Here is a 24,447-nt window from a genome sequence, read left to right as displayed (position 1 = left end):
GCTGTATGTAAAGGGCTTTACGGAAGGGCGTTTCGACTCGTGACTGTGCAAGGTGCACTCGACATCGGATTGATCGTGACCAGCGTGTTGCTGATCGTGCTCATCCTGCTGCACCGCGGCAAGGGTGGCGGTCTGTCGTCGCTGTTCGGCGGCGGTGTCCAGTCCAGCCTGTCGGGCTCGAGCGTCGTCGAGCGCAACCTCGACCGGCTGACCATCTTCGTCGGACTGATCTGGGTGATCTTCATCGTCGGCGTCGGCGTCGACATCAAACTGTCCGGATAGCATCTCGGGATGCCGCTCCCGGGTGATGCCGGGATACTTGTCGGCATGAGTGAAACCGTCCCCACACGGGGAGTCCCGGACTGGCGCCCGTCCATCTCGATCGTCGACCACATCGTCGTCGACGACGAGGGCCGTGCGCTCACCGAACCTTTGCGCGAGGACATCCGCCTGCTCGGCGGAATCCTCGGTGACGTCGTCCGAGAGCACTCCGGGGCCGACGTGTTCGATCTCGTCGAAGCCGCCCGCGTCGCCGCGTTCCGCGTGCGCCGCAACGAGATCGACCGGAACGAGCTCGCGGACATGTTCGTCGATCTGGACATCTCCACCGCGGTCCCGGTCATTCGGGCCTTCAGCCATTTCGCCCTGATGGCCAATCTGGCCGAGGACATCCACCGCGAGCGGCGTCGGGCCATCCACGTCCGGGCCGGAGACCCGCCGCAGGACAGCAGTCTCGCCGCCACCTACCGCAAACTCGCCGCCGCGGGCCTGGGCGACGAGGAGGTCGGCCGGACCCTCGCCGACGCCGCGGTGGTCCCGGTCATCACCGCGCACCCCACCGAGACCCGCCGCCGCACCGTCTTCGAGGCCCAGAACCGCATCACCGAGCTCATGCGGTTCCGCGGCCGCACCGAGCTGACACCGGACGAGGACGCAGAGGTCACGGAGTCCATCCGACGTCAGATCCTGACGCTGTGGCAGACCGCTCTCATCCGACTCGAACGCCTCACCATCCAGGACGAGATCCGTTCCGGGTTGCGGTATTACGATGCGTCGTTCTTCGAGGTCGTGCCGGCCATCAACACCGCGGTGCGTGCCGCGCTGCGCGCGACGTACCCCGATGCGGGGCTCGCCGACGAGCCGATGATCCAGATGGGGTCGTGGATCGGCGGCGACCGCGACGGCAACCCGTTCGTGAATTCCGAGGTCGTGACCCTGGCCACGACCCTCGCCGCGCAGACCGCCGTCGGACATCATCTGTCCGAGCTCGAGAGTCTGGCTCAGGAACTGAGCATGTCGGCGCGACTGATCGATGCCAGCGATACCCTGTTCGACCTCGCCGGCGCGTCGGCCGATGATCCGGGCGCCGACGAACCCTTCCGGCTCGCCTTGCGCGCCATCCGCTCCCGTCTGCTGGCGACCGCTCGGGACATGTTCGACGACGACTTCCTCACCTCGAGCGAGGAGTCCCTGATCGACGGCAGGCAACCGTACGGCCATGCGGCCGAGCTTCTCGCCGATCTCGACGTGATCGACGGTGCGCTCCGCGCCAACAACGACGACTCGATCGCCGACGATCGGCTGCTCGCCTTGCGGGAAGCGGTGCGCACGTTCGGTTTCCACCTGTCGGGACTGGACATGCGGCAGAACTCCGACATGCATGAGGAAGTCGTCGCCGAACTCCTGGCGTGGGCGGGGGTGCATCCGGATTACGCGTCGCTCGAGGAGTCCGAGCGGGTGAGGATCCTGTCGGCCGAGCTGAGTGCGCGTCGTCCGCTGACCAGCCCCGACGCCGAACTCAGCGAACTCGCGACCAAGGAACTCGGGATCGTGCGGGCAGCCGCCAGGGCTGTGGCGACCTTCGGACCGGCGGCCGTACCGAACTACATCATCAGCATGTGCACCTCGGTGAGTGACATGCTCGAGGCGCTGATCCTCCTCAAAGAGGCCGGACTCTACGACCCGGATGGCGGTACGCCTCGCTGTACGGTCCGGGTGGTTCCGCTGTTCGAGACCATCGAGGATCTCCAGCAGGGTGCACAGACGCTGCTCGCAGTCCTCGACGTCCCGTTCTACCACGCGATGGTCCAGTCCCAGAACGGGATTCAGGAGATCATGCTCGGCTACTCCGATTCCAACAAGGACGGCGGCTACATGGCCGCGAACTGGGCACTCTATCGAGCCGAGCTCGATCTGGTCGACGCGGCGGCGCGGTCGGGGATCCGGCTGCGCCTGTTCCACGGACGCGGCGGCACCGTCGGACGTGGCGGCGGTCCCAGCTACGACGCCATCCTGGCCCAGCCTCCGGGCGCGGTCCAGGGTTCGCTGCGCATCACCGAGCAGGGCGAGATCATCGCCGCGAAGTACGCCGAACCGGTCACGGCTCGTCGCAATCTCGAGACGCTGCTCGCCGCGACCATCGAGTCCTCACTCCTGGACGTGGAGGGTCTCGGTGACGAATCCGATTCCGCCTACGAGATCATGGACGACATCGCAGCAAAGGCCAGAGCCGCCTACAGCCGCCTGGTCCACGAGACACCGGGGTTCGTCGAGTACTTCACCACCTCGACACCGCTGTCGGAGATCGGGGCCCTCAACATCGGCAGCCGCCCGGCGTCGCGCAAGCAGACCGAGAAGATCTCCGACCTCCGTGCGATCCCATGGGTGCTCTCGTGGACCCAGTCACGGGTGATGCTGCCCGGCTGGTACGGCACGGGGTCGGCGTTCGAGGAGTGGGTCGGTGACGACCCGGACCGCCTCGAGACACTGCGCCGGTACTACGCGAAGTGGCCGTTCTTCCGCACCGTCATGTCGAACATGGCCCAGGTGCTGGCGAAATCCGACATGGGGCTGGCTCACCGGTACGCGCAGCTCGTTCCCGACGAGGAGTTGCGCGACAGGGTGTTCGGCATGATCGTCGACGAACACGAACGGACCATCGCGATGTGCGCGAAGATCACCGGTACCGACGACCTGCTCCACGACAACGCCGCACTCAAGCGGTCGGTCTACAACCGGTTCCCGTACCTCGAACCGCTGAACCTGCTACAGGTCGAGCTTCTCCGCCGTTTCCGGGCCGGGGAGGACACCCCCATCGTGCGACGCGGGATCCAGCTCACCATGAACGGTCTCGCGACCGCGCTGCGCAATTCGGGCTGATCACAAGGCAAATGGGGCCAGTCGGCCGATCACTTGAGGTCGGCGGCGGCCGCGTCATCGAGGAACCAGATCGTCTCCTCGGTGCCGCGGGCGCCGGCGGCGGGCCAGTCGGCCGGATCCGCGCCGCGGTGGGCGGCGCCGACCGCCTCGGACTTGTCGGCCCCGGCGACCAGGAACCACACCTGTCGCGAGCGGTTCACCACGGGCAGGGTCAGCGTGATCCGGCGCGGTGGTGGTTTCGGCGAATCCTCGACGGCGACAACCGACTTGGTGGTCTCCGCAGTTGCCGCGGTGTGCGGGAACAGGGAATTGACGTGCCCCTCACCACCCATGCCGAGCAGGTGGAGATCGAAGTCCGGGGCCATACCGTCACTCGACCGGCCGGCGAGGATCGCGGCATAATCGGCTGCCGCCGCCTCGATGTCGTCACCGAGCGGACCGTCCGACGGCGCCATCGGGAACACCCGCGACGGGTCGACGGGCACCTTGTCGAGCAGCGCCTCACGTGCCTGACCGGAGTTGCGCTCCGGGTCGTCGGCGGGCACGAATCGGTCGTCGCCCCAGTAGATGTCGACCTTCGACCAGTCGATGGTGCCGCTGTCCGCCGCGAGCGCCGAGAGGAGTCCGATCCCGTTGCTGCCGCCCGTCAGCACCACGCTGGCGACACCGCGTTCGGCCTGGGCGCGGGTGACGAGGTCCACGAAACGGGTGGCTGCGGTCTCGACCAGTTCCTGCTTGGAGTCGAAGACGAGGGTCTCGGTGGTCATCGGGCGGCAACTCCTTCGGCGTCGTCTGCGAACTCGACCTCGGGCACTCCCTTGAGTGCTTCGACGTACACCTCGTCGGTGTCGAGTCGTCGTAACTCCTCGGCGATACAGGCGGGCAGTTCGCGCCGGCCCATCGCGACGCGCCCGTCGGGTTTACCCGGCATCGAGAGCACCGCGTTGTTCTCCTCGTCCACGGCGAGGATGGTCGGGCCGTCGTCGCGGAACAGGCGGATCTCGAAACTCCCACGCCGGCGCCGGGTCGGCACGCGCAGGGTGGACCGGAGCCACCCGGCGAGCAGATCGACCGATGGCGAGTTCTGCGCTCCCGTCACCTGGACCTCGGTGACCGGGGTGTGCGGCGGACGATCGAATGCGGAGGCGAGGATCGCGCGCCAGTGCGTGACGTGGGTCCAGGCGAGGTCGGTGTCGCCGGGGGAGTAGGTCTCGAGGCGCTGCGCGAGCACCGCGAGCGAGTCGTCGGCCTTGCTCGCGTCGACGATGCGCCGATGTCCGAGCCTGCCGAGTGGATCGTCGGCGGGACGCACCGGACCCTTGCCCGGCCACCAGGTGACGACCGGGGTGTCGGGCAGGAGGAACGGAGTCACGACACTGTGGGGATGGTCGGCCAGTTCGCCCTGCAGCGACAGCACCACAACCTCCGAGGCGCCGGCGTCGCCGCCCACGCGGATCTGCGCGTCGAGCCGTGAGTCACCCTCGCGCACACCCCGATACACGACGATGACGCGGCTGGGATGCTCGCGACTGGCGCCGACCGCCGCCTCGATGGCGCCTTCCATCGGTTCGCCCAGTTCGACGCACACGACGAGAGTGAGGACGCGTCCGAGACTGAGCGCACCACCCGCGGCCCGCACCTCGATGATCTTCTTCGCGACCTTTCCGGTCGACGTGTCGGGCAGTTCGACGATCATCGGGTGGCCTCCTGAACGGAACGGTCGGTGAGGACGTGCGGGCTTCTCGTCACGGCCGGCGCCACGCGCGACCGGTGCGGGCCATCATCTCCTCGGCCGACGGCGGACCCCACGTGCCGGACTCGTAGGTGTCGGGGGACCCCGACGCGGCCCAGTGTTCGAGCACCGGATCGAGGATGCGCCACGACAACTCGACTTCCTCGTTGACGGGGAACAGCGAGGGTTCACCCAGCAGGACGTCGAGGATCAACCGCTCGTAGGCCTCCGGCGAGGCCTCGGTGAAGGCGGTGCCGTAGCTGAAGTCCATGTTGACGTCCCGGACCTCCATGCTCGACCCGGGGACCTTCGAGCCGAAGCGCAGGGTGATGCCCTCGTCCGGCTGGACCCGGATGACGAGCGCGTTCTGGCTGAGCTCCTCGGTCATCGTCTGATCGAAGGGCAGGTGTGGTGCGCGTTTGAACACGAGCGCGATCTCGGTGACCCGTCGGCCCAGACGCTTACCGGTACGGAGGTAGAACGGCACACCGGCCCAGCGTCGGGAGTCGACTTCGAGTGCGATCGCGGCGAAGGTCTCGGTCGTCGAGTCCTTCGCGAAGCCGTCTTCCTCTTTGAGGCCCGGGACCTTCTCGCTGCCCTGCCAACCGGGTCCGTACTGACCGCGGGCGGTGTTCTCGTCGATCGGCAGGACGTTGCGGGTCGCGGCGAGGACCTTGATCTTCTCGGCCTGTAATTGCTTGGGCTCGAAGGAGATCGGCTCCTCCATCGCGACCAGGGCCATGAGCTGCATGAGGTGGTTCTGGATGACGTCGCGCGCCGCGCCGATGCCGTCGTAGTAACCCGCCCGACCGCCGAGACCGATGTCCTCGGCCATGGTGATCTGGACGTGGTCGACGTAGTGCGAACTCCAGAGCGGGTCGAAGAGCTGATTGGCGAACCGCAGGGCCAGGATGTTCTGGACGGTTTCCTTGCCGAGGTAGTGGTCGATGCGGAACACCGACGACTCCGGGAAGACGTTGTTGACGATCGCGTTCAGCTCGCGGGCGGACTCGAGGTCGTGACCGAACGGCTTCTCGATCACCACCCGGCGCCAGCTGTCGCCCGTCGGGGCGGCGAGTCCGCTGCGTTCGAGCTGCTCGCAGACCGTGGGGAACGCCTTCGGTGGGATCGACAGGTAGAAGGCGTGATTGCCGTCGGTCCCGCGTTCGACGTCGAGCGACTTGAGGGTGTCGCGCAGCCGGTCGAAGGCGGCGTCGTCGTCGAAGGCGCCCTGCACGAAACGGAATCCCTCGGCGAGGCGCTCCCACACCTCTTCGCGGAATCCGGTCCGTGCGTGCTCGCGGACGGCGTCGTGGACGATGGCGCCGAAGTCCTCGTCGGTCCAGTCGCGACGGGCGAACCCGACGAGAGCGAACGAGGGTGGCAGGAGGCCGCGGTTGGCCAGGTCGTAGACCGCCGGCATCAATTTCTTGCGTGCCAGGTCACCGGTCACCCCGAAGATGACCAGGCTGCATGGTCCCGCGATGCGTGGCAGCCGTTTGTCCTGTGGGTCACGGAGCGGATTGGTCCACGAACCGGACCCGACCGACTGCTCGCCTCCGGCCACCTGCGCTCAGCCCTCGTTCGCTGCGGACAGTTGCTCGGCGGTCGCGCTGAGCAGATCGTTCCACGCGTCCTCGAACTTGCTGACGCCCTCGTCCTCGAGAACTTTGAAGACGTCGGCGACGTCGACGCCCACCGCCGAGATCTTGTCGAAGATCTCCTGCGACTCGGCGGCGAGACCGATGATGGACCCGGTGTTGACCCAGCCGTGGTCGGCGAAGGCGTCCATCGTCTTGCCGGGCATCGTGTTGACCGTGTTCGGCGCGACGAGCTCGCTCACGTACAGCGTGTCCGGGTAGTCCGGGTTCTTCACACCCGTCGACGCCCACAGTGCGCGCTGCGGCCGCGCGCCCTTGGCGAGCAGGTCGGGGAAGCGGGACTCGACCTCGAAGACCTGCTGGTAGGCCGAGTAGGCGAGGCGGGCGTTGGCCAGTGCGGCCTTGCCCTTCAGTTCCACGGCCTCCGGGGTTCCGATGGCGTCGAGCCGCTTGTCGATCTCGGTGTCCACGCGCGACACGAAGAACGACGCGACGGAGTGGATGCGCGACAGGTCATGGCCTGCCTGGGCGGCGGCGTCGAGGCCGTCGAGGTAGGCGTCGATGACCTTCTCGTAGCGCTCGACCGAGAAGATCAGCGTGACGTTCACGCTGATGCCCTCGGCGATCACCTTGGCGATGGCCGGCAGGCCCGCCTCGGTGGCCGGGATCTTGATGAGCAGGTTCGGCCGGTCGACGATCTTCCACAGTTCGACGGCCTGGGCCACCGTGGCGTCGGTGTCGTGGGCCAGGCGCGGGTCGACCTCGATCGATACCCGGCCGTCGACGCCGTCGGTCGCCTCGAAGGTCGGGGCGAGGACGTCACAGGCGTTGCGGACGTCGTCGGTGGTGACCGTCCGGATGGTGGCGTCGACATCGGCGCCCCGTGCGGCCAGCTCGTTGACCTGATCGTCGTAGGCGTTGCCCTTGGACAGCGCGGCCTGGAAGATCGACGGGTTGGTGGTCACCCCGACGACCGACTTGGTCGCGATCAGGTCTGCGAGGTCGCCGGAGCTGATCAGGTCCCGGGACAGGTCGTCCAGCCACACCGAGACTCCGGCAGCGGACAGTTCGGCGAGCTTCTCGTTCTGGGTCACGATTCTCTCCTCATGGGGTTGGCTTGTCAGCCGGTGTTGTCTACGGCTTTGTCAGCCGGCGACGACGCGCTCGGCGGCCGCGGTCACGGCCTCGGCGGTGATACCGAACTTGGTGAACAGCACCTTGTAGTCGGCGGAAGCCCCGAAGTGCTCGATCGAGACGATCTCGCCACCGGCGCCGACGATGCGGTACCACGGCATCGCGATACCGGCTTCGACGGCGACGCGCGGGACCGACGGCGGCAGCACGTCGTCCCGGTAGCCCTGCGGCTGTTCGTCGAACCACTCGACGCAGGGCATCGAGACGACACGCGCCTTGATTCCCTTCTCCGCCAACGCCTTCTGCGCGTCGACGGCCAGGTGGACCTCGGAACCGGTGCCGATGAGCACGACCTGCGGGTCACCCTCGGAGTCGCTCAGGACATACCCGCCGTTGGCGACGCCCTGCGCCGAGGTGCCCTCGAGGATCGGGATGTTCTGCCGGGTGAGTGCCAGGCCGACCGGATGGTTGCGTCGCGTCAGCAGGTGCTGCCATGCGAACGCCGTCTCGTTGGCGTCGCCGGGACGCACCACATCGAGATTCGGGATCGCACGCAGCGCGGCGAGGTGTTCGATCGGCTGGTGGGTCGGGCCGTCCTCGCCGAGACCGATCGAGTCGTGGGTCCAGACGTAGATCGGGTCGATCTCCATCAGGGCGGCGAGCCGGACCGCGGGACGCATGTAATCGGCGAACTGCAGGAACGTGCCGCCGTAGGCGCGGGTGGGACCGTGCAGGACGATGCCCGACAGGATCGAGCCCATCGCGTGCTCGCGCACACCGAAGTGCAGGGTGCGGCCGTACGGGTTCGCCGACCACTTCTTGGTGCTGATCGAGGTCGGTCCGAACGACGGTTCGCCGTCCATCGTCGTGTTGTTGGAGCCGGCGAGGTCGGCCGAACCGCCCCACAGCTCGGGTAGCACGGGCGCGAGGGCGCCGAGCACCTTGCCCGACGCGCTTCGCGTCGCGACGTCCTTGTCGCCCACGTTCCAGCTCGGGAGGGCGTCGGTCCAGCCCTCGGGGAGCTCCTGGGCGGTCAGCCGGTCGAACAGCTTCTTGGCGTCGGGGTTCTTCTCCGCCCAGGCGTCGAACGACGACGTCCACGCCTTGCGCTGCTCGGCGCCGCGGTCGATGAGCTTGCGGGTGTGCCCGATGACCTCGTCGCTCACCTCGAAGTTCTTGGCGGGGTCGAAGCCGAGGACCTTCTTCGTCGCCGCGACCTCGTCTTCGCCGAGCGCCGCACCGTGGGCCATGCCGGTGTTCATCATGTTGGGTGCCGGGTAGCCGATGATCGTCCGCAGGCAGATGATCGACGGCTTGTCGATGACCTGGCGGGCGGCCTCGACCGCGGCCTCGATGGCGACGATGTCCTCGCCGCCCTCGACCGTCTGGACGTGCCAGCCATAGGCCTCGTACCGCTTGGCGACGTTCTCCGACAGCGCGATGTCGGTGTCGTCCTCGATCGAGATCTGATTCTGGTCGTAGAACACGATCAGGTTGCCGAGCTGCTGGGTTCCGGCCAGCGAGCTGGCCTCCGAGGTCACGCCCTCTTCGATGTCGCCGTCGGAGGCGACGACATAGATGTAGTGGTCGAACGGGCTCTGCCCGGGGGCCGCATCCGGGTCGAACAGGCCGCGTTCGCGACGGGCGGCCATCGCCATGCCCACCGACGAGGCCAGACCCTGACCGAGCGGGCCGGTGGTGATCTCCACGCCGCGCGTGTGACGGAACTCGGGGTGGCCCGGGGTGAGGGAGTCCCAGGTCCGCAGCGCCTCGATGTCGGAGAGCTCGAGGCCGAATCCGCCGAGGTAGAGCTGGATGTAGAGCGTCAGGCTCGAATGCCCGCACGAGAGGACGAAACGGTCGCGGCCGGCCCAGTCGGTGTCGGTCGGGTCGTGGCGCATCACCCGCTGGAACAAGGTGTAGGCGAGTGGAGCGAGGCTCATCGCGGTGCCGGGGTGTCCGCTTCCGCATTTCTGCACTGCGTCGGCCGCCAGGAGCCGGGCCGTGTCGACGGCGCGGGTGTCGAGGTCGGTCCAGTCGTCCGGGTGACGGGGGGTGGTCAATGCGCGGATCTCGTCTGTGTCGGCCACGATGCTGATTGTCTCCTGTGCCTGCTCGGTGCGATTCGTACAAGTGGCGATCGGTACTGGGGCTGTCGGCGCTCGGGCGACCGACGCCCGTCGGCGCGTACGGGTCCAGAGTAATCGGCGCCGGGCTCGCACTGCGCGCCGACCGATGGTTACCGGCGAGTTCATGCGTCCGCGCCGGTCGTGGGCCCGCCCGCGTCGTCGCCGTGCCTCGATTCACGGTTCGCAAAGGCAAACGTCTACCATGCTGTGTAGTAGCCCGCGGGCGTCTGTGCGGGCGGACGAGGAGTGTTCGTGAGGATAGGGGAGCGTGTGAGCGGGGACAGTTCCGCCGCATCTCACTCGACCGACACCGCATCGAATCCGCAGGTATCGACCGATCCGGTCGCACCGGCCGATCAGTCGTGGGCCGGGCGCGTGCGTGCGACGGTGCTCGCCTACATCGCGTTGACCAAACCGCGCGTCATCGAGCTGCTTCTCGTCGCGACGATCCCGGTCATGCTGCAAGCCGACCGCGGCCACGTCGACATCGCGGTCATCGCCTTCACCCTGATCGGCGGCTGGCTCGGAGCCGGGAGTGCGAACACTCTCAACATGGTGGCCGACGCCGACATCGACAAGAAGATGAAGCGCACCGCCCGGCGTCCGCTGGCCCGCCGTGCCGTCGCGACCCGCAGTGCCCTCATCTTCGGTCTCGTCCTCTGGGCGGCGTCCTTCGCGGTTCTCTACTTCGCCGCCAATCTGCTGTCCGCCCTGCTCGTCTCGGCGACCATCCTCTTCTACGTCGGTGTCTACACGCTCATCCTCAAGCGTCGGACCTGGCAGAACGTGGTCTGGGGTGGTGCTGCGGGCTGCATGCCGACCCTGGTGGGGTGGGCTGCGGTCACCGGCTCGCTGAGTTGGCAGCCGATCGTTCTCTTCGCCGTCATCTTCTTCTGGACGCCGCCGCACACCTGGGCGCTCGCGATGCGCTACAAGGAGGATTACAAGGCGGCAGGCGTGCCAATGCTCCCGGTCATCGCGACCGAGGAACGCGTCACCCGGCAGATGCTCATCTACACGTGGCTCACCGTGGTGAGTTCGCTCCTGCTCATCCCGGCGACGAGCTGGATCTACACCGTGATCGCGCTGGCAGCCGGCGGCTGGTTCCTCGAGCGCGTGCACAAGTTGTACCGCGATACCAAGCGTGGCGCCGAAGTCGCTCCGCTGAAGGTCTTCCTGCAGTCCAACGAGTATCTCGCCATCGTGTTCTGCGGACTCGCGATCGACGCGGTCGTCGGACTGCAGACCATCTCGTCCTACTTCTGAGCCCCGCTCAGATCCCGGCGGGCAACAGCACCGTGGTGCCCGTCGTGACGCGTGCCTCCAGATCGGTGTGCGCCGCCGCCGCGTCGGCGAGTCGGTACCGCTGCCCGACGCGCACCTCGACGCTGCCGTCGACGATCGCATCGAAGTACTCGCCCGCTCGCCAGTGGAGTTCCTCGGCCGTGTCGGTGAAATGGCCCAGTGTCGGGCGGGTCACCGACAGCGATCCCGCCGGGTTGAGACGCTGCAGATCGAACGGCGGAACCGGTCCGCTCGCCGCTCCGAAGAGCACGACGATCCCACGTATCGCGGTCGACGCCAGTGACTGCTCGAAGGTGTCGGCGCCGACGCCGTCGTACACCACGGGCACGCCGCGCCCGTCCGTGAGTTCACGGACCCGCGAGCTCAGGTCCTCGCCGTAGCGAAGCACGTGGTCGGCGCCTGCCGCCCGGGAGAGTTCCTCCTTCTCGTCGGACGACACCGTCGTGATGACCCTCAGTCCGCGGCGTTTGGCCAGCTGGGTCAGGATCAGCCCGACACCGCCGCCACCGGCGTGCACGAGAATCGATTCACCGGACCGGGGATGAGCGCTTCCGTCGAGGAGGTAGTGCGCGGTCAGGCCGCGGAGCAGCGACGAACCGGCGACCGCATCGTCGACCGCGTCGGGCACCGGAACGGCTTTCGACGCCGGGACCGCGACGAGCTCGGCGTAGGAACCGGGCGCCGCACACCACGCCACACGCTGACCCTCCCGCAGCGACGTCACGTCCGAGCCGGTCGCGACGACGACGCCGGCGCCCTCGCTGCCGGGGATGTAGGGCGGGGTCGAGGGATAGAGGCCGCGTCGCAGATAGGTGTCGATGAAGTTGACGCCCACCGCAGATGTCCGGACGATCACCTCGTCGGGCGCGGGTATGGGGTCGTCGACGCTGCCGAAGGTCAGGACGTCGGGTCCGCCGTGGCGGGTCACCTGAATCGCTCGCACGACACCGTTCTACACGCCGAAACCGCCCCGGTATGCTGACCCCCATGACGAACACCACCGCCGACGAGAACTCGAGCCAGCAGAAGAAGGTCGAGGCACCCACCGAGGTCGTCGCCTCGGTACGCAAGTTCGTCGAGCGCGAAGGTGGCAGCGCGAAGGTGGTTCTCCAGGCGATCGGGGACGCCGGGGTACGGATCACCATGGTGGGCGACGCGAACGGCATCCTCGGTGACCGGGTGGTGCCGGACCTGGCGACCGCACAGGCCGTGGTCGATGCGGTCGACGGTCTCGAGATCGCCGAGTGGGACCGCGACCTCACCTCGGAGACGACGGTGTCGACCTCGCACTACCGCAAGATGGCGGGCTGGGTCGCTCGGCAGAAGCGCTTCCCCCGAGCGCGTAACCGCGCCATCCTCTGAGGCCGGGCGTCGATCAGGCAGACTCGCGCAGCGGGTCTGCCTTTTTCGTGCCTGAGTTACTCACGTCTGTGTTCTTCGCGACCACGAGCTGCCAGGTGGCGCCGATGAGCAGCAGAGCGCTGCCGAACATGTGCGCGATGACGAGAGCGACGGGCAGATCGGTGGCGAACTGGACGAACCCGATCAGGCCCTGGAGCAGCAGGAGCAGCATGAACACCACTGCCGATCGCTGCTGCGGGCGAGCGAAGACGCGGGCGTAGACGAGAGCTGCGATCGCGAGTCCGACGAGGGCGAAGACGGCGTCGGCGTGCAGCTGGGTCGCGTTGTCGGGGTCGAGGCCGTTGCGTGGCGCGTCCGCGTCGCCGGCATGCGGCCCGGAGCCGGTCACCACCGTGCCGAGGTAGATCGTTCCCCAGGTGACGAGGTAGACGAGCCAGGCGAGGTAGATACCGAGTCGGCGGGTTGCGGTGGGAGGAGCGTCGGAGTCGGACGACTCGGGCGCGACGGGCGTCGGATACGGCCGCATCCGGTAGACCAGCACCGTGGCCGCGGACACCAAGGCCATGGAGAGAAGGAAGTGCAGTGCGACGACCCACGGGTTGAGCTGCGTCAGCACCGTGATGCCGCCGATGACCCCTTGGAAAGGGATGCCCAGGGCGATGAGGGTGACCAGCCACTTGTCCCGTCGCGCCGACCCGGCGAACCGGAGAACGGCCACCCAGGTCGCGATGGCGATGACGATCAGCACCCAGGTGAGCATGCGGTTGCCGAACTCGATCGCGCCGTGCACGCCCAGCTCGCCGTGCGGCACGAAGGACTCGTCGGTGCATCGCGGCCAGGTCGGGCAACCGAGTCCCGAGCCGGTGACGCGGACGGCGCCGCCGGTGGCGACGATGCCCACGTTCGAGATGAGCAGGGCGATCGCCCAGCGGTGCACGAATCGGGCGGTCGGCCGGCCGAAGCCGGGGATGAACCGCCACGGACCGGTCAGCGGACGCGGTTCGTCGGTCGGCGCCGGTCGCTCGCCGGACCGGGATGCCGCCGGCGCGTTCGAAGTATCGGATGTCATCGGAATCGGAACCACCTCACCGCCAAGGTGCCGGCCACCGCGGCCCACACCAGCAAGACACCCACCCCGAAGGCGTCGAACGAACCTTCCGAAGCCATCTCGAGCGCCTCACTCAGGGCCCCCGACGGGAGGCACCGCGCGATCCAGTACACGGCGTCGGGGACATTGGAATCGACGACGACGAGACTGCCGAGGCCGATCAACGCGAACCACAGCAGATTCGCCAGGGCCAGGACGACCTCCGCCTTGAGCGTGCCGCCCAGGAGCAGACCGAGAGCCGCGAAACACGCGGTGCCGACCACCAGGACCACCGCGCCGATGAGCAGGCCGACGGGACTCGGCCGCCAGCCGAAGGTCGCACCGATTGCACCCAGGATCACCGACTGCGACGCGACCACCACGAGCACCGCGATCGATTTGCCGACGATGATCCCCCAACGCGGGATCGGGGTGGCGCCGAGCCGTTTGAGGGCTCCGTAGCGGCGGTCGAAGCCCACCGCGATCGCCTGCCCGGTGAACGCCGTCGACATCACCGCCACGGTCAGGATCGCCGGGACGAACAGAGCCGCGCGCTCCGCCGGGCCCGCGCCGAAACCGGTGTCGATCGGCAGCAGGCACAGGCCGACGAGCAGCGTGATGGGGATGAACATGGTGAGCAGTAGCTGCTCGCCGTTGCGGAGCAGGAGCTTGAGTTCGAGTCCGGACTGCGCGGCGATCATGGCCGGCAGCGACGCCGGACGAGGAGCCGGACGGAACAGGCCGTCGGGGAACGTGCCGGACCGCTGCGCGTCGGTGGGAACAGGTGAGGTCACGGTCGTAGGGCCCGTCCGGTCAGGTCGAGGAAGACGTCTTCGAGGCTGCGGGTCTCGACCCGGAGGTCGGTGGCCAGGACGTTGATCTTCGCGCACCACGCCGTCACGGTCGCCAGCACCTGCGGCGTCATCGGACCGATCACGAGGTACGAACCGGGGGTGGCCTCGGTGCAGTGATACCCCTCCGGCAGGGCCAGCACCAGCATCGACAGATCCAGTCCGCGGGGAGCGGTGAAACGCAGTTCGTTCTCCGCGCCGGTGCTGGTGAGGTCGGCGGGTGTCCCGTCGGCGACGACCCGGCCGTGATCGATGATCGTCACGTGGTCGGCGAGTTCCTCGGCCTCGTCCATCAGATGCGTGGTCAGGAGCACCGATACGCCGTCGGCCCGCAGCCGGTCGATGAGTTCCCACACGACGAGCCGGGCGTGGGCGTCGAGCCCGGCGGTCGGCTCGTCGAGGAAGACCAGCTCTGGCCGGTTGACGACGGCGCACGCCAGCGCCAGGCGCTGTTGCTGCCCGCCGGACAGTCGCCGGTAGGACGTACGCCGCACCTCGGTCAGGCCGAGTGCGTCCAGAAGGAACTCGGGGTCGATGGGATCTGCCGCGTACGCCGCGACGAGGCGCAACATCTCCTCGGCACGCGCTCCCGGATAGGCGCCGCCGCCCTGGAGCATGACGCCGATGCGGCGCCGGAGTGCATCGTTGTCGGCGATGGGGTCGAGTCCCAGGACGCGGACGGTACCGGCGTCGGGCTCGGTGAATCCCTCGCAGATCTCGACGGTGGTCGTCTTGCCCGCCCCGTTGGGCCCCAGGAGAGCCAGGATCTCGCCGCGTCGGAGCGTGAGGTCGAGCCGGTCGACGGCCGCACGGTCGCCGAAACGTTTGACCAGGCCGCTGATCTCGACCGCGGGACCGGCGGAGTCCGACCGGTCCGCGGTCACTTCTCCGGAAGTGGACCCGGGATCGCGGAGCCGACGATCGTTCACCCGATCGTCGTCGTTGATCTGCCGAGAGGTCGTGCTTCGCACACAGGTCAGACTAGGCGCTCGGAGCCCAGGGACGAAAAACGGTGACCCGGCCCACCACGCACGTCGTCATCGGCGCGTCGAGGCCGACGCGGCCGGGGTCTCGTCGTCATCCGGAGCGGATGCACGCCGACGTCGGCGTCGCGGCGCGCGGTCCTCGAAGAACAGCGCGGTGAGGACCGCGACCATGATCACGCCGGCCAGAAGTCCTTGTGCCAGCACCACTCCGCTGGTGTTCGAACTCGTGGGCATCACCACGATGGCGATGATCGCCGACGCGGCGATCGTCGAGATCCGGAACCAGGCGCCGGTCGCCCACGCGGCCAGCGGGATCACGGCCCACAGGAGGTACCAGGCCTGGACGAACGGGAAGAACAACACCACTGTGGCCATCGACACACCGAGCGCGCCGAGCGGATGGAGGCGGCCGCCGAGCGTGGCGAGCATCCACCGGACGATGAAGAGCGCGGCGACGAGTTGCGCGATCGGCCGGGCGACCTCGAGGATCGCCTGCGTGTGCTCACCGAGGCCCAGGGTCACCCCGATCCGCCCGGTGGTCACCGACAGCAGCGTCGGCATCGACATCCAGGAGCGGACGATCTCACCCGTCGACAGCGTGCCGGTCCAGCCGAAGCCGAGCCCGGTGCCGAGGGAGATGGCCATCATCACGACGCCGAGGACCACCACGTAGAAGGCCGCGGACGCACTCAGCATGAACACCGACCACCGCGACCGGCCCCACCATTCGCGGACCGGCGCGTGCCGGAGCGCGGGCAGGGTCGCGCCCCACCGCATGGCGAGGGCGATGCCGACGAAGCCCAGCGCGAGCATCGACGTGACCTTGATCATCGCCGACGCCGCGAGGACCGCGCCCCCGGCGATGAGCAACCAGCCCGCGCGGGTGGGGACGAGGGTGCCGGGTCTGCGGAGGCGTTCGGCGCCGTAGATCGCGCGAAAGCTCAACTCGAGACCGACGAGCATCAGCCCGAGCATCAGGGCCTCGTTGTGGATGCCGCCGACGAGATGCAGGATGACCAGCGGGTTCATCGCGCCGAGCCACAGTGCGGCCACCGACGACACCCCGCATCGCCGGGCGAGCCGGGGGAGTGCCCACACGATGAGTGCCACTCCGATCAGCGCGACGATGCGGTGCAGGAAGATCGCGGCGGTGATGTTGTCGCCGGTGACCTTGGTGATGCCCTCGCCGATCCACAGGAAGAAGGGACCGTAGGGCGCCGGGGTGTCACGCCACAGGTTGGGCACCGACCGGGTCAGGATGTGGTCGACCCCGAGTCCCCGGACCGGGCTGACCGAGTACGGATCCATGCCGCGGAACGCGATCGCGCTCTGGGCGAGATAGGAGTAGATGTCCTTGCTGAGCAGCGGGGGCGCGACGATGATCGGGGCGATCCAGAGCATCAGGGTCCGGTCGGCCTGGCGGCGGCTCATACGGCGCTCGGGGCTCCGCCCGTGGCGCACCTCGACGCTGAACCGGCCGACCGCGAACCGCCCTAGCAACAGCCATGCGACGACCAGGGTGATCGCGCCGCCGATGGACAGGGCGAGCGCGGTGCCGAACATCCGTGACGGCAACGACAGGACCCGCATCCCGGCCACCGGATTCTGCAGCACGGGTACTGCGCCGGTCCCGAGGGCGCCGATGAGGATGAGGACCGACCCGGTGGCACCGAACAGCTTGATGCGGCGGAGCCTGCGGTTCTCCTCGGCGTTGAGCGGCCCGACCTCGCGCTCGTCGTCGTGCAGGCGGGCGACGGTCTTGCCGTAGTCGCCGCGGGCGGTGTCGGCGGACGCGGCGTCGGCAGGGCGCTGTTTGCGCAGTCCGAGATAGTTCAGCACCGCCAGCAATCGCGTCCACACGAGTCCGAAGTAGTCCGGCACGCGGCGCGGAGCTGTGGTTTCGGGCACACGACGACTGTAATCGGCGGACGTGGGGGCCTCACGACCCCCTGCGATTAGGGCACCCTTGCTGGCAGCTGGGAAGCAATTACGTCACACTCGTGTTGTGAAAACCATGCGGAACGATGTTGTGCTGTCTTCAGACAGCTCCGGCGCCGTGCCATCCGCTGGTACCGGTGCCACGACGACCGGTGGTGCCGACCCGCACCACGACGGTCAGACCCGTGAGGCCGTGGTCACCTTGCTCGTCGAGGACGGCCCCCTCACCGCGGGCGAGATCGGCGAGCGCCTCGGGATCTCCGCGGCGGGTGTCCGACGTCACCTCGACGCCCTCGAAGGCGCGGGGGACATCGAGGTCGCCTCTCCGGGATTCGGCCAGCGCGGTCGCGGCCGGCCGGCGAAATACTTTCAGCTCACCGCTTCCGGACGCGGCAAGATGCGCCACGCCTACGACGATCTGGCCGGCGCGGCGATGCGCAAGCTCCGCGACCTCGGCGGATCCGACGCGGTCACCGAGTTCGCCCGCGAGCGAGTCGAACGCATCGTGGCCGGCGTCCGTCCCAACACCGACCCGGTGACGGTGGCCGACACGGTCGAGGAGATCGCCGACGCGCTCACCAGCGCCGGATACTCCACCAACACCCGGCAGGTGGGCACCGGCCTGCAGATCTGTCAGCACCACTGCCCGGTGGCGCACGTCGCCACCGAGTTCCCGGAGCTGTGTGAGGCGGAGACCGCGGTCTTCACCGAACTCCTCGGCACGCATGTGCAGCGCCTGGCGACCATCGCCAACGGTGACTGCGCCTGCACGACCCACGTGCCGATCCACCCGCCGCCGGGCGGGACCACCGACGAGAGACCCGATCGATCCGGGGCCGTCGCGGTGTCCGATACGCAGCCCGTATCGCGCCGCGCCACCCCGATTCCCACCCCGACCGCCACGACAACCCGAAAGGCCACGCGATGACTGTCACCGATCCGGCCGCCACCCCGACCCCAGCGGCGCCCCTCACGCAAGAGGAGACGATCGCCGCCCTCGGCAAGTACGGCTACGGCTGGGCCGACTCCGACGTCGCGGGCGCGAGCGCCAAGCGCGGGCTGTCCCCGGCGGTCGTCGCCGACATCTCGGCGAAGAAGAGCGAGCCCGAGTGGATGCTCGAGCAGCGCCTCAAGGCACTCAAGATCTTCGACAAGAAGCCGATGCCGGGCTGGGGCGCGGGGCTCGAGGGCATCGACTTCGACAACATCAAGTACTTCGTGCGGTCCAGCGAGAAGCAGGCCGCCACGTGGGACGACCTGCCCGAGGACATCAAGAACACCTACGACAAGCTCGGCATCCCCGAGGCGGAGAAGCAGCGTCTGGTCTCCGGCGTCGCGGCGCAGTACGAGTCCGAGGTCGTGTACCACTCGATCCGCGAGGACCTCGAGAAGCAGGGTGTCATCTTCCTCGACACCGACACCGCGCTCAAGGAGCACCCGGAGATCTTCCAGCAGTACTTCGGAACCGTCATCCCGGCCGGTGACAACAAGTTCTCCGCACTCAACACCGCGGTGTGGTCGGGCGGCTCGTTCATCTACGTGCCGCCGGGTGTCCACGTCGACATCCCGCTGCAGGCCTACTTCCGGATCAACACCGAGAACATGGGCCAGTTCGAGCGCACGCTGATCATCGTCGACGAGGGTGCCTATGTGCACTACGTCGAGGGTTGTACCGCGCCGATCTACAAGACCGACTCGCTGCACTCGGCGGTCGTCGAGATCATCGTGAAGAAGGGCGGCCGCTGCCGGTACACGACCATCCAGAACTGGTCGAACAACGTCTACAACCTGGTGACCAAGCGCGCCAAGGCCGAGGCCGGCGCCACGATGGAGTGGGTCGACGGCAACATCGGCTCCAAGGTCACCATGAAGTACCCGGCGGTCTGGCTGACCGGTGAGCACGCCAAGGGCGAGGTCCTCTCGGTCGCGTTCGCAGGTCCCGGCCAGCACCAGGACACCGGATCGAAGATGGTCCACCTGGCGCCGAACACCTCGAGCAACATCGTCTCCAAGTCGGTGGCGCGGGGCGGTGGCCGCGCGTCCTACCGCGGCCTGATCAAGATCAACAACGGTGCTCACGGCAGCCGGTCGACGGTGAAATGTGATGCGCTGCTGGTGGACACGATCTCCCGCAGTGACACCTACCCCTACGTCGACATCCGCGAGGACGACGTGACGATGGGCCACGAGGCGACCGTCTCGAAGGTCAGCGACGACCAGCTCTTCTATCTGATGAGTCGTGGCCTGACCGAGGACGAGGCGATGGCCATGGTCGTTCGCGGCTTCGTCGAGCCGATCGCCAAGGAACTCCCGATGGAATACGCGCTCGAGCTCAACCGCCTGATCGAGCTCCAGATGGAAGGAGCTGTCGGCTGATGGCCGATCCCACACTCCCCGTGTCCACCCCCGGCTCCCAGGCGCCCGTCGTCAACAAGGGTGAGCTGTTCACCTCGTTCGACGTGAACGCCTTCGAGGTGCCGAGTCCCCGGGAGGAGGCCTGGCGGTTCACCCCGTTCCGTCGTCTCCGTGGTCTGCACGACGGTTCCGCGGTACGCACCGCGGAGGCGAACGTGGAGGTGACCGGGCTTGCCGACGGTGTGACCGTCGAGACCGTCGGTCGCGACGACAAGCGACTCGGCGATGGCGGTGTGCCGTTCGATCGTGTTGCCGCGCAGGCTTATTCGTCGTTCACGCAGGCGACCGTGGTGACCGTCGGCCGCGAGGTCGAACTCGCCGAGCCGGTCACTGTCACGGTCACCGGCCCCGGTGAGGGCGAAACCGGCTTCGGCCACACCCAGGTCCGTCTGGAGGCGTTCGCCCGCGCAGTCGTCGTCCTCGACCAGAGGGGCAGCGGAACGTACGCGGAGAACGTCGAGTTCGTCGTCGGCGACAGCGCGGCCCTGACCGTCGTGAACATCCACGACTGGGCAGACGACGCCGTTCATGTCGCGACACACCACGTGCGCGCGGGTCGCGATTCCGTGGTGCGGCACTTCGCGATCAGCTTCGGTGGCAACCTGGTTCGCCTGTCGCCGATCGTCCACTACGACGCACCGGGTGGTGACGTCGAGTTGTGGGGTCTGTACTTCGCCGACGCCGGCCAGCACCTCGAGCAGCGTCTCCTCGTCGACCACAGTCAGCCGCACTGCCGCTCGAACGTGGTCTACAAGGGTGCGCTGCAGGGCGACACCTCCGGTGATCGGACCCGCGAGGCCCACACCGTCTGGGTGGGCGATGTGCTGATCCGCGCGGAGGCCGAGGGCACCGACACCTTCGAACTCAATCGCAACCTGGTGCTCACCGACAATGCGCGCGCCGACTCGGTGCCCAACCTCGAGATCGAGACCGGCGAGATCGTCGGCGCCGGACACGCGAGTGCCACCGGACGATTCGACGACGAGCAGCTGTTCTACCTGCAGGCGCGCGGCATCCCCGAGGATCAGGCGCGTCGACTGGTGATCCGCGGCTTCTTCGGCGAGGTGATTGCCAAGATCGGCGTGCCGGAGCTCCGCGAACGCCTGTCCGCAGCTGTCGAGCGAGAGCTCGAGCTCGCCGACGCCTGACCGCATTGCGCGCCGGACCACTAACATTCCACAGCCTGAGAAAGAACACACATGACCACACTCGAAATCCGTGACCTGCACGTCGACGTCGTCCAGACCGACACCGACGCCGAGCCCATCCACATCCTCAAGGGTGTCGACCTCACCGTGAAGTCCGGTGAGACGCACGCGATCATGGGCCCGAACGGCTCGGGCAAGTCCACGCTGTCCTATGCCATCGCCGGACACCCCAAGTACCAGGTGACCTCCGGGTCGATCACGCTCGACGGCGAAGACGTCCTCGAGATGAGCGTCGACGAGCGCGCACGCGCCGGCCTGTTCCTCGCCATGCAGTACCCGGTCGAGGTGCCCGGTGTCTCGATGTCGAACTTCCTGCGCACCGCCGCCACTGCCGTCCGCGGTGAGGCGCCCAAGCTCCGTCACTGGGTCAAGGAGACCAAGGAGGCGATGACCGCCCTGGAGATCGATCCGTCGTTCTCCGAGCGCAGCGTCAACGAGGGCTTCTCCGGTGGCGAGAAGAAGCGCCATGAGATCCTGCAGCTGGATCTGCTGAAGCCGAAGATCGCCATCCTCGACGAGACCGACTCGGGCCTGGATGTGGATGCCCTGCGCGTCGTCAGCGAGGGCGTGAACCGCTACAAGGAGCGCGACAACGGCGGCGTGCTGCTGATCACCCACTACACGCGCATCCTGCGATACATCAAGCCGGACTTCGTGCACGTGTTCGTCAACGGGCGCGTCGTCGAGTCGGGTGGATCCGAGCTCGCCGACGTGCTCGAGGAGAACGGGTACGAGCGGTTCACCTCGGCGGCCAAGGCCGTCTGAGTCACCCGACCGGTCCGAGTCCCTCAGTACAGGAGGTGTACCAGGTGACACTCTCGACAGAGGCAACGACACAGGCTCCCGCGGCACTGGACGTCGACGCGTTGCGGGCTGATTTCCCGATCCTGTCCCGCACGGTGCGCGACGGGAAGCCGTTGGTGTATCTGGATTCCGGCGCGACCTCGCAGCGTCCGGTCCAGGTGCTGGATGCCGAGCGGTTCTTCCTCACGCATCACAACGCCGCGGTGCATCGCGGTGCGCACCAGCTCGCCGAGGAGGCGACCGACGCCTACGAGGACGCCCGCGAGGTCATCGCGGGTTTCGTCGGGGCATCCGCCGACGAACTCGTGTTCACCAAGAATGCGACCGAGGCGCTCAACCTCGTGACCTACACCCTCGGCGACCCGCGGGCCGCCGATGTTCTCGGCGGTTCAGCACTCGGACCCGGCGACACCGTCGTCATCACCGAGCTCGAACACCACGCGAACCTCGTTCCCTGGCAGGAGCTGTGCCGACGCACGGGTGCGACCCTGCGGTGGTTCGGGGTGACCGATGACGGCCGCATCGACCTGGATTCGCTGACCCTCGACGAGTCGGTGAAGGTCGTCGCCTTCACACACCAGTCCAATGTGACCGGCGCGGTCGCCGATGTGGCCGAGCTCGTCTCACGCGCTCGCGCGGTGGGCGCGCTCGTCGTGCTCGACGCGTGCCAGTCGGTGCCGCACATGGCGGTCGACTTCCGCGCCCTCGGCGTCGATTTCGCTGCCTTCTCGGGCCACAAGATGTTCGGTCCCAGTGGCGTCGGCGCGCTGTACGGCAGGTCGGACCTGTTGAACGCGTTGCCGCCGTTCATCACCGGCGGGTCGATGATCGAGACCGTGACGATGGAGGCGTCGACCTACGCTCCGCCGCCCCAGCGGTTCGAGGCCGGCGTGCCGATGACCTCGCAGGTCGTCGGACTCGGTGCTGCGGTGCGGTACCTCACCGATCTCGGCATGGAAACCGTTGCCGCGCACGAGCACGCGCTGACGGCGCGGGCGCTCGAGCAGCTCGCCGGCATCGACGGCGTACGGATCATCGGACCGCAGACCGCGGAGAATCGCGGCGGGGCCGTGGCCTTCCTGGTCGACGGCATCCACGCCCACGACCTCGGTCAGATCCTCGACGACGAGGGCGTGGCCATCCGGGTCGGTCACCACTGCACGTGGCCGCTGCATCGTCGCTTCGGTGTCGCAGCGACCGCACGCGCATCGTTCGCCGCCTACAACACGTTCGACGAGGTCGATGCACTCGCCGCCGCGATCGTGAAGGCGCAGAAGTTCTTCGGGACGGTCTGAGCCATGCGGATGGAACAGATGTACCAGGAAGTGATCCTCGATCACTACAAACATCCGCACGGCCGCGGACTCCGTGAGCCGTTCGGCACCGAGGTCCATCACGTCAACCCGACCTGCGGTGACGAGGTGACCCTACGCGTCGCGGTGTCCGACGACGGCTCCCGGATCGACGACGTGTCCTATGACGGACAGGGGTGTTCGATCTCGCAGGCGTCGACGTCGGTGCTGCACGATCTGATCGTCGGCCGCCCGGTCGGGGAAGCCCTGGCCACCGTCGAGTCGTTCAGCTCGATGATGACCTCACGCGGTAAGGACGCCGGGGACGAGGACGTCATCGGCGACGGGATCGCCTTCGCCGGAGTGAGCAAGTACCCGGCGCGCGTCAAGTGCGCACTCCTGGGCTGGATGGCCTTCAAGGACGCACTCGCGCAGACGATGGAAAGCCACGAGACACGAGCGGAGACAGCATGACTGACGACACAGTGACCACCGATACAGCGACCACCGATACAGCGACCACCGAGACAGCGACCACCGACACCGGCGTGACGGGCACACCCCCGGCACCGGCGACCTCGCTGCCGGCCATCGAGGACGTCGAGGAGGCCATGCGCGACGTGGTGGATCCAGAGCTGGGCATCAACGTCGTCGACCTCGGGCTGGTCTACGGGATCGAGGTGACCGACGACGCGGTCGCGAAGATCGACATGACCCTCACCTCGGCGGCCTGCCCGCTGACCGACGTGATCGAGGACCAGTCCCGCGGGGCACTGGTCAGCAGTGGTCTGTGCACCGAGTTGGAGATCAACTGGGTCTGGCTGCCGCCGTGGGGCCCCGACAAGATCACCGACGACGGTCGCGAGCAACTGCGCGCCCTGGGCTTCACCGTCTAGCCGACGGTCGGGAACTCCCACGCGCCGGCACTCGGGTCACCATCGGTGACCGGGTGCCGGCGTTTTTTTGATCATGGTGCTGGACGTGCGAGGAGTTGATCGCATGAGACGTTTCGAGTCGCGAGTCGAGCGGATGATCCGCGAGGCAACCGAACGCGGCGAGTTCGACAATCTGCCGGGCGCGGGCAAGCCGCTCGATCTCACCGACAGCGACGACCCCGACTGGTGGGTCAAACGCAAGATCCGCGACGAGAACCTGGACTCGTCGGCGCTGCTTCCCGCGCCGCTGCAATTGCGCCGGGAGGCGCAGGACTTCCCGGAGTCGTTGCGCGACATCGCCGACGAGGCGGCGGTCCGTGACATCCTCGTCGACTTCAATCGCCGTGTGCGCGAAGCACATCTCGCGTCGCGCCAGATCGCGCTGCCGCACAGTGTCGTCGCGCACACCGTTGACGTCGACGACATGATCAGGCGCTGGCGGGCACTGCCGCGCTGATCGGTAGTGCCCGGGATGCCAGGATTTGAGGTTAGCCTAACCTGCATGCTAG

Annotated in this window: 22 protein-coding genes; 12 read left to right on the top strand and 10 right to left on the bottom strand. The window is 67.8% G+C overall.

The features are described 5' to 3' along the window. Positions 1-45: 45 nt before the first annotated feature. Together secG and ppc are read left to right on the top strand one after the other, a co-directional pair. Positions 46-282: a preprotein translocase subunit SecG gene (gene secG, locus AMD30_RS02465; protein WP_010841002.1), complete on the top strand. Its 237-nt coding sequence runs from the start codon at positions 46-48 to the stop codon at positions 280-282. A 45-nt stretch (positions 283-327) separates the two neighbouring features. Next, the gene (ppc, locus tag AMD30_RS02460) at positions 328-3,159 is read left to right on the top strand and encodes a phosphoenolpyruvate carboxylase (RefSeq protein ID WP_055474716.1); all 2,832 of its coding nucleotides are present in this window, start codon (positions 328-330) and stop codon (positions 3,157-3,159) included. Between the two features lie 29 nt (positions 3,160-3,188). Here ppc and pgl read toward each other — a convergent pair whose 3' ends face one another. Genes pgl through tkt form a run of 5 tightly spaced genes read right to left on the bottom strand, consistent with a single transcriptional unit; the run spans position 3,189 to position 9,716 of the window. Further along, positions 3,189-3,926: a 6-phosphogluconolactonase gene (gene pgl / locus AMD30_RS02455; protein WP_055474621.1), complete on the bottom strand. Its 738-nt coding sequence runs from the start codon at positions 3,924-3,926 to the stop codon at positions 3,189-3,191. Beyond that, the gene (locus AMD30_RS02450) at positions 3,923-4,855 is read right to left on the bottom strand and encodes a glucose-6-phosphate dehydrogenase assembly protein OpcA (protein WP_010841005.1); all 933 of its coding nucleotides are present in this window, start codon (positions 4,853-4,855) and stop codon (positions 3,923-3,925) included. The genes pgl and AMD30_RS02450 overlap by 4 nt, the downstream gene beginning before the upstream one ends. Before the next feature lie 49 nt (positions 4,856-4,904). After that, positions 4,905-6,458, bottom strand: coding sequence for a glucose-6-phosphate dehydrogenase (gene zwf / locus AMD30_RS02445; RefSeq protein ID WP_010841006.1), 1,554 nt, complete (start codon positions 6,456-6,458; stop codon positions 4,905-4,907). Between the two features lie 6 nt (positions 6,459-6,464). After that, positions 6,465-7,586 carry a transaldolase gene (gene tal, locus AMD30_RS02440; RefSeq protein WP_010841007.1) on the bottom strand — a complete coding sequence of 374 codons (1,122 nt, stop codon included), beginning with the start codon at positions 7,584-7,586 and terminating at the stop codon, positions 6,465-6,467. A 51-nt stretch (positions 7,587-7,637) separates the two neighbouring features. Further along, positions 7,638-9,716 (bottom strand): transketolase, encoded by a 2,079-nt coding sequence (tkt, locus tag AMD30_RS02435; RefSeq protein WP_010841008.1) that lies wholly within the window; start codon positions 9,714-9,716, stop codon positions 7,638-7,640. 309 nt (positions 9,717-10,025) lie between these two features. Here tkt and AMD30_RS02430 point away from each other — a divergent pair, with 309 nt between their 5' ends. Next, positions 10,026-11,021, top strand: a complete 996-nt coding sequence (locus AMD30_RS02430; RefSeq protein ID WP_010841009.1) for a heme o synthase — start codon at positions 10,026-10,028, stop codon at positions 11,019-11,021. A 7-nt stretch (positions 11,022-11,028) separates the two neighbouring features. On the opposite strand, the gene AMD30_RS02425 is transcribed toward AMD30_RS02430, so the two are convergent. Continuing rightward, a complete protein-coding gene (locus tag AMD30_RS02425; protein WP_010841010.1) occupies positions 11,029-12,003 on the bottom strand; it encodes a quinone oxidoreductase family protein in 975 nt (324 codons plus the stop codon). A gap of 32 nt (positions 12,004-12,035) precedes the next feature. Between AMD30_RS02425 and AMD30_RS02420 the strand changes: the two genes are divergently transcribed. Then, positions 12,036-12,422, top strand: coding sequence for a hypothetical protein (locus AMD30_RS02420; protein ID WP_055474620.1), 387 nt, complete (start codon positions 12,036-12,038; stop codon positions 12,420-12,422). Between the two features lie 13 nt (positions 12,423-12,435). Here the strand turns inward: AMD30_RS02420 and AMD30_RS02415 are convergent, their stop codons facing one another. The 4 genes from AMD30_RS02415 to mptB form a co-directional block, all read right to left on the bottom strand. Beyond that, positions 12,436-13,491: a COX15/CtaA family protein gene (locus AMD30_RS02415; protein ID WP_010841012.1), complete on the bottom strand. Its 1,056-nt coding sequence runs from the start codon at positions 13,489-13,491 to the stop codon at positions 12,436-12,438. Beyond that, the gene (locus AMD30_RS02410; protein WP_010841013.1) at positions 13,488-14,303 is read right to left on the bottom strand and encodes an ABC transporter permease; all 816 of its coding nucleotides are present in this window, start codon (positions 14,301-14,303) and stop codon (positions 13,488-13,490) included. Before AMD30_RS02410 ends, AMD30_RS02415 begins: the two co-directional genes overlap by 4 nt. Beyond that, entirely contained in the window at positions 14,300-15,331 is a 1,032-nt protein-coding gene (locus tag AMD30_RS02405) for an ABC transporter ATP-binding protein (protein WP_055474619.1), read from the bottom strand. The genes AMD30_RS02410 and AMD30_RS02405 overlap by 4 nt, the downstream gene beginning before the upstream one ends. 66 nt (positions 15,332-15,397) lie before the next feature. Continuing rightward, the gene (gene mptB, locus AMD30_RS02400) at positions 15,398-17,227 is read right to left on the bottom strand and encodes a polyprenol phosphomannose-dependent alpha 1,6 mannosyltransferase MptB (RefSeq protein WP_010841015.1); all 1,830 of its coding nucleotides are present in this window, start codon (positions 17,225-17,227) and stop codon (positions 15,398-15,400) included. 133 nt (positions 17,228-17,360) lie between these two features. On the opposite strand from mptB, the gene AMD30_RS02395 reads away from it, so the two are divergent. The 8 genes from AMD30_RS02395 to AMD30_RS02360 all read left to right on the top strand — a co-directional run bounded on the left by AMD30_RS02395 (position 17,361) and on the right by AMD30_RS02360 (position 24,395). Beyond that, positions 17,361-18,212, top strand: coding sequence for a helix-turn-helix transcriptional regulator (locus AMD30_RS02395; RefSeq protein WP_014926676.1), 852 nt, complete (start codon positions 17,361-17,363; stop codon positions 18,210-18,212). Beyond that, the gene (gene sufB, locus AMD30_RS02390) at positions 18,209-19,660 is read left to right on the top strand and encodes a Fe-S cluster assembly protein SufB (protein WP_010841017.1); all 1,452 of its coding nucleotides are present in this window, start codon (positions 18,209-18,211) and stop codon (positions 19,658-19,660) included. The genes AMD30_RS02395 and sufB overlap by 4 nt, the downstream gene beginning before the upstream one ends. Continuing rightward, positions 19,660-20,847, top strand: coding sequence for a Fe-S cluster assembly protein SufD (gene sufD / locus AMD30_RS02385; RefSeq protein ID WP_010841018.1), 1,188 nt, complete (start codon positions 19,660-19,662; stop codon positions 20,845-20,847). Before sufB ends, sufD begins: the two co-directional genes overlap by 1 nt. Positions 20,848-20,898: 51 nt before the next feature. Beyond that, entirely contained in the window at positions 20,899-21,672 is a 774-nt protein-coding gene (gene sufC / locus AMD30_RS02380) for a Fe-S cluster assembly ATPase SufC (protein WP_010841019.1), read from the top strand. Positions 21,673-21,716: 44 nt separating this feature from the next. After that, positions 21,717-23,006: a cysteine desulfurase gene (locus AMD30_RS02375; RefSeq protein WP_055474715.1), complete on the top strand. Its 1,290-nt coding sequence runs from the start codon at positions 21,717-21,719 to the stop codon at positions 23,004-23,006. Positions 23,007-23,009: 3 nt separating this feature from the next. Next, a complete protein-coding gene (gene sufU, locus AMD30_RS02370) occupies positions 23,010-23,477 on the top strand; it encodes a Fe-S cluster assembly sulfur transfer protein SufU (RefSeq protein WP_055474618.1) in 468 nt (155 codons plus the stop codon). Continuing rightward, entirely contained in the window at positions 23,474-23,899 is a 426-nt protein-coding gene (locus AMD30_RS02365; protein ID WP_055474617.1) for a metal-sulfur cluster assembly factor, read from the top strand. Before sufU ends, AMD30_RS02365 begins: the two co-directional genes overlap by 4 nt. 103 nt (positions 23,900-24,002) lie before the next feature. Next, complete coding sequence (locus tag AMD30_RS02360) at positions 24,003-24,395, top strand: J-domain-containing protein (protein ID WP_055474616.1); 393 nt, start codon at positions 24,003-24,005, stop codon at positions 24,393-24,395. Positions 24,396-24,447: the final 52 nt, after the last annotated feature.

The organism is Gordonia sp. HS-NH1, from assembly GCF_001418765.1.
Classification (GTDB): domain Bacteria; phylum Actinomycetota; class Actinomycetes; order Mycobacteriales; family Mycobacteriaceae; genus Gordonia.
The sequence above is the reverse complement of the archived record's forward strand: the minus strand, read 5'-3'. Positions and strand labels throughout refer to the sequence as shown.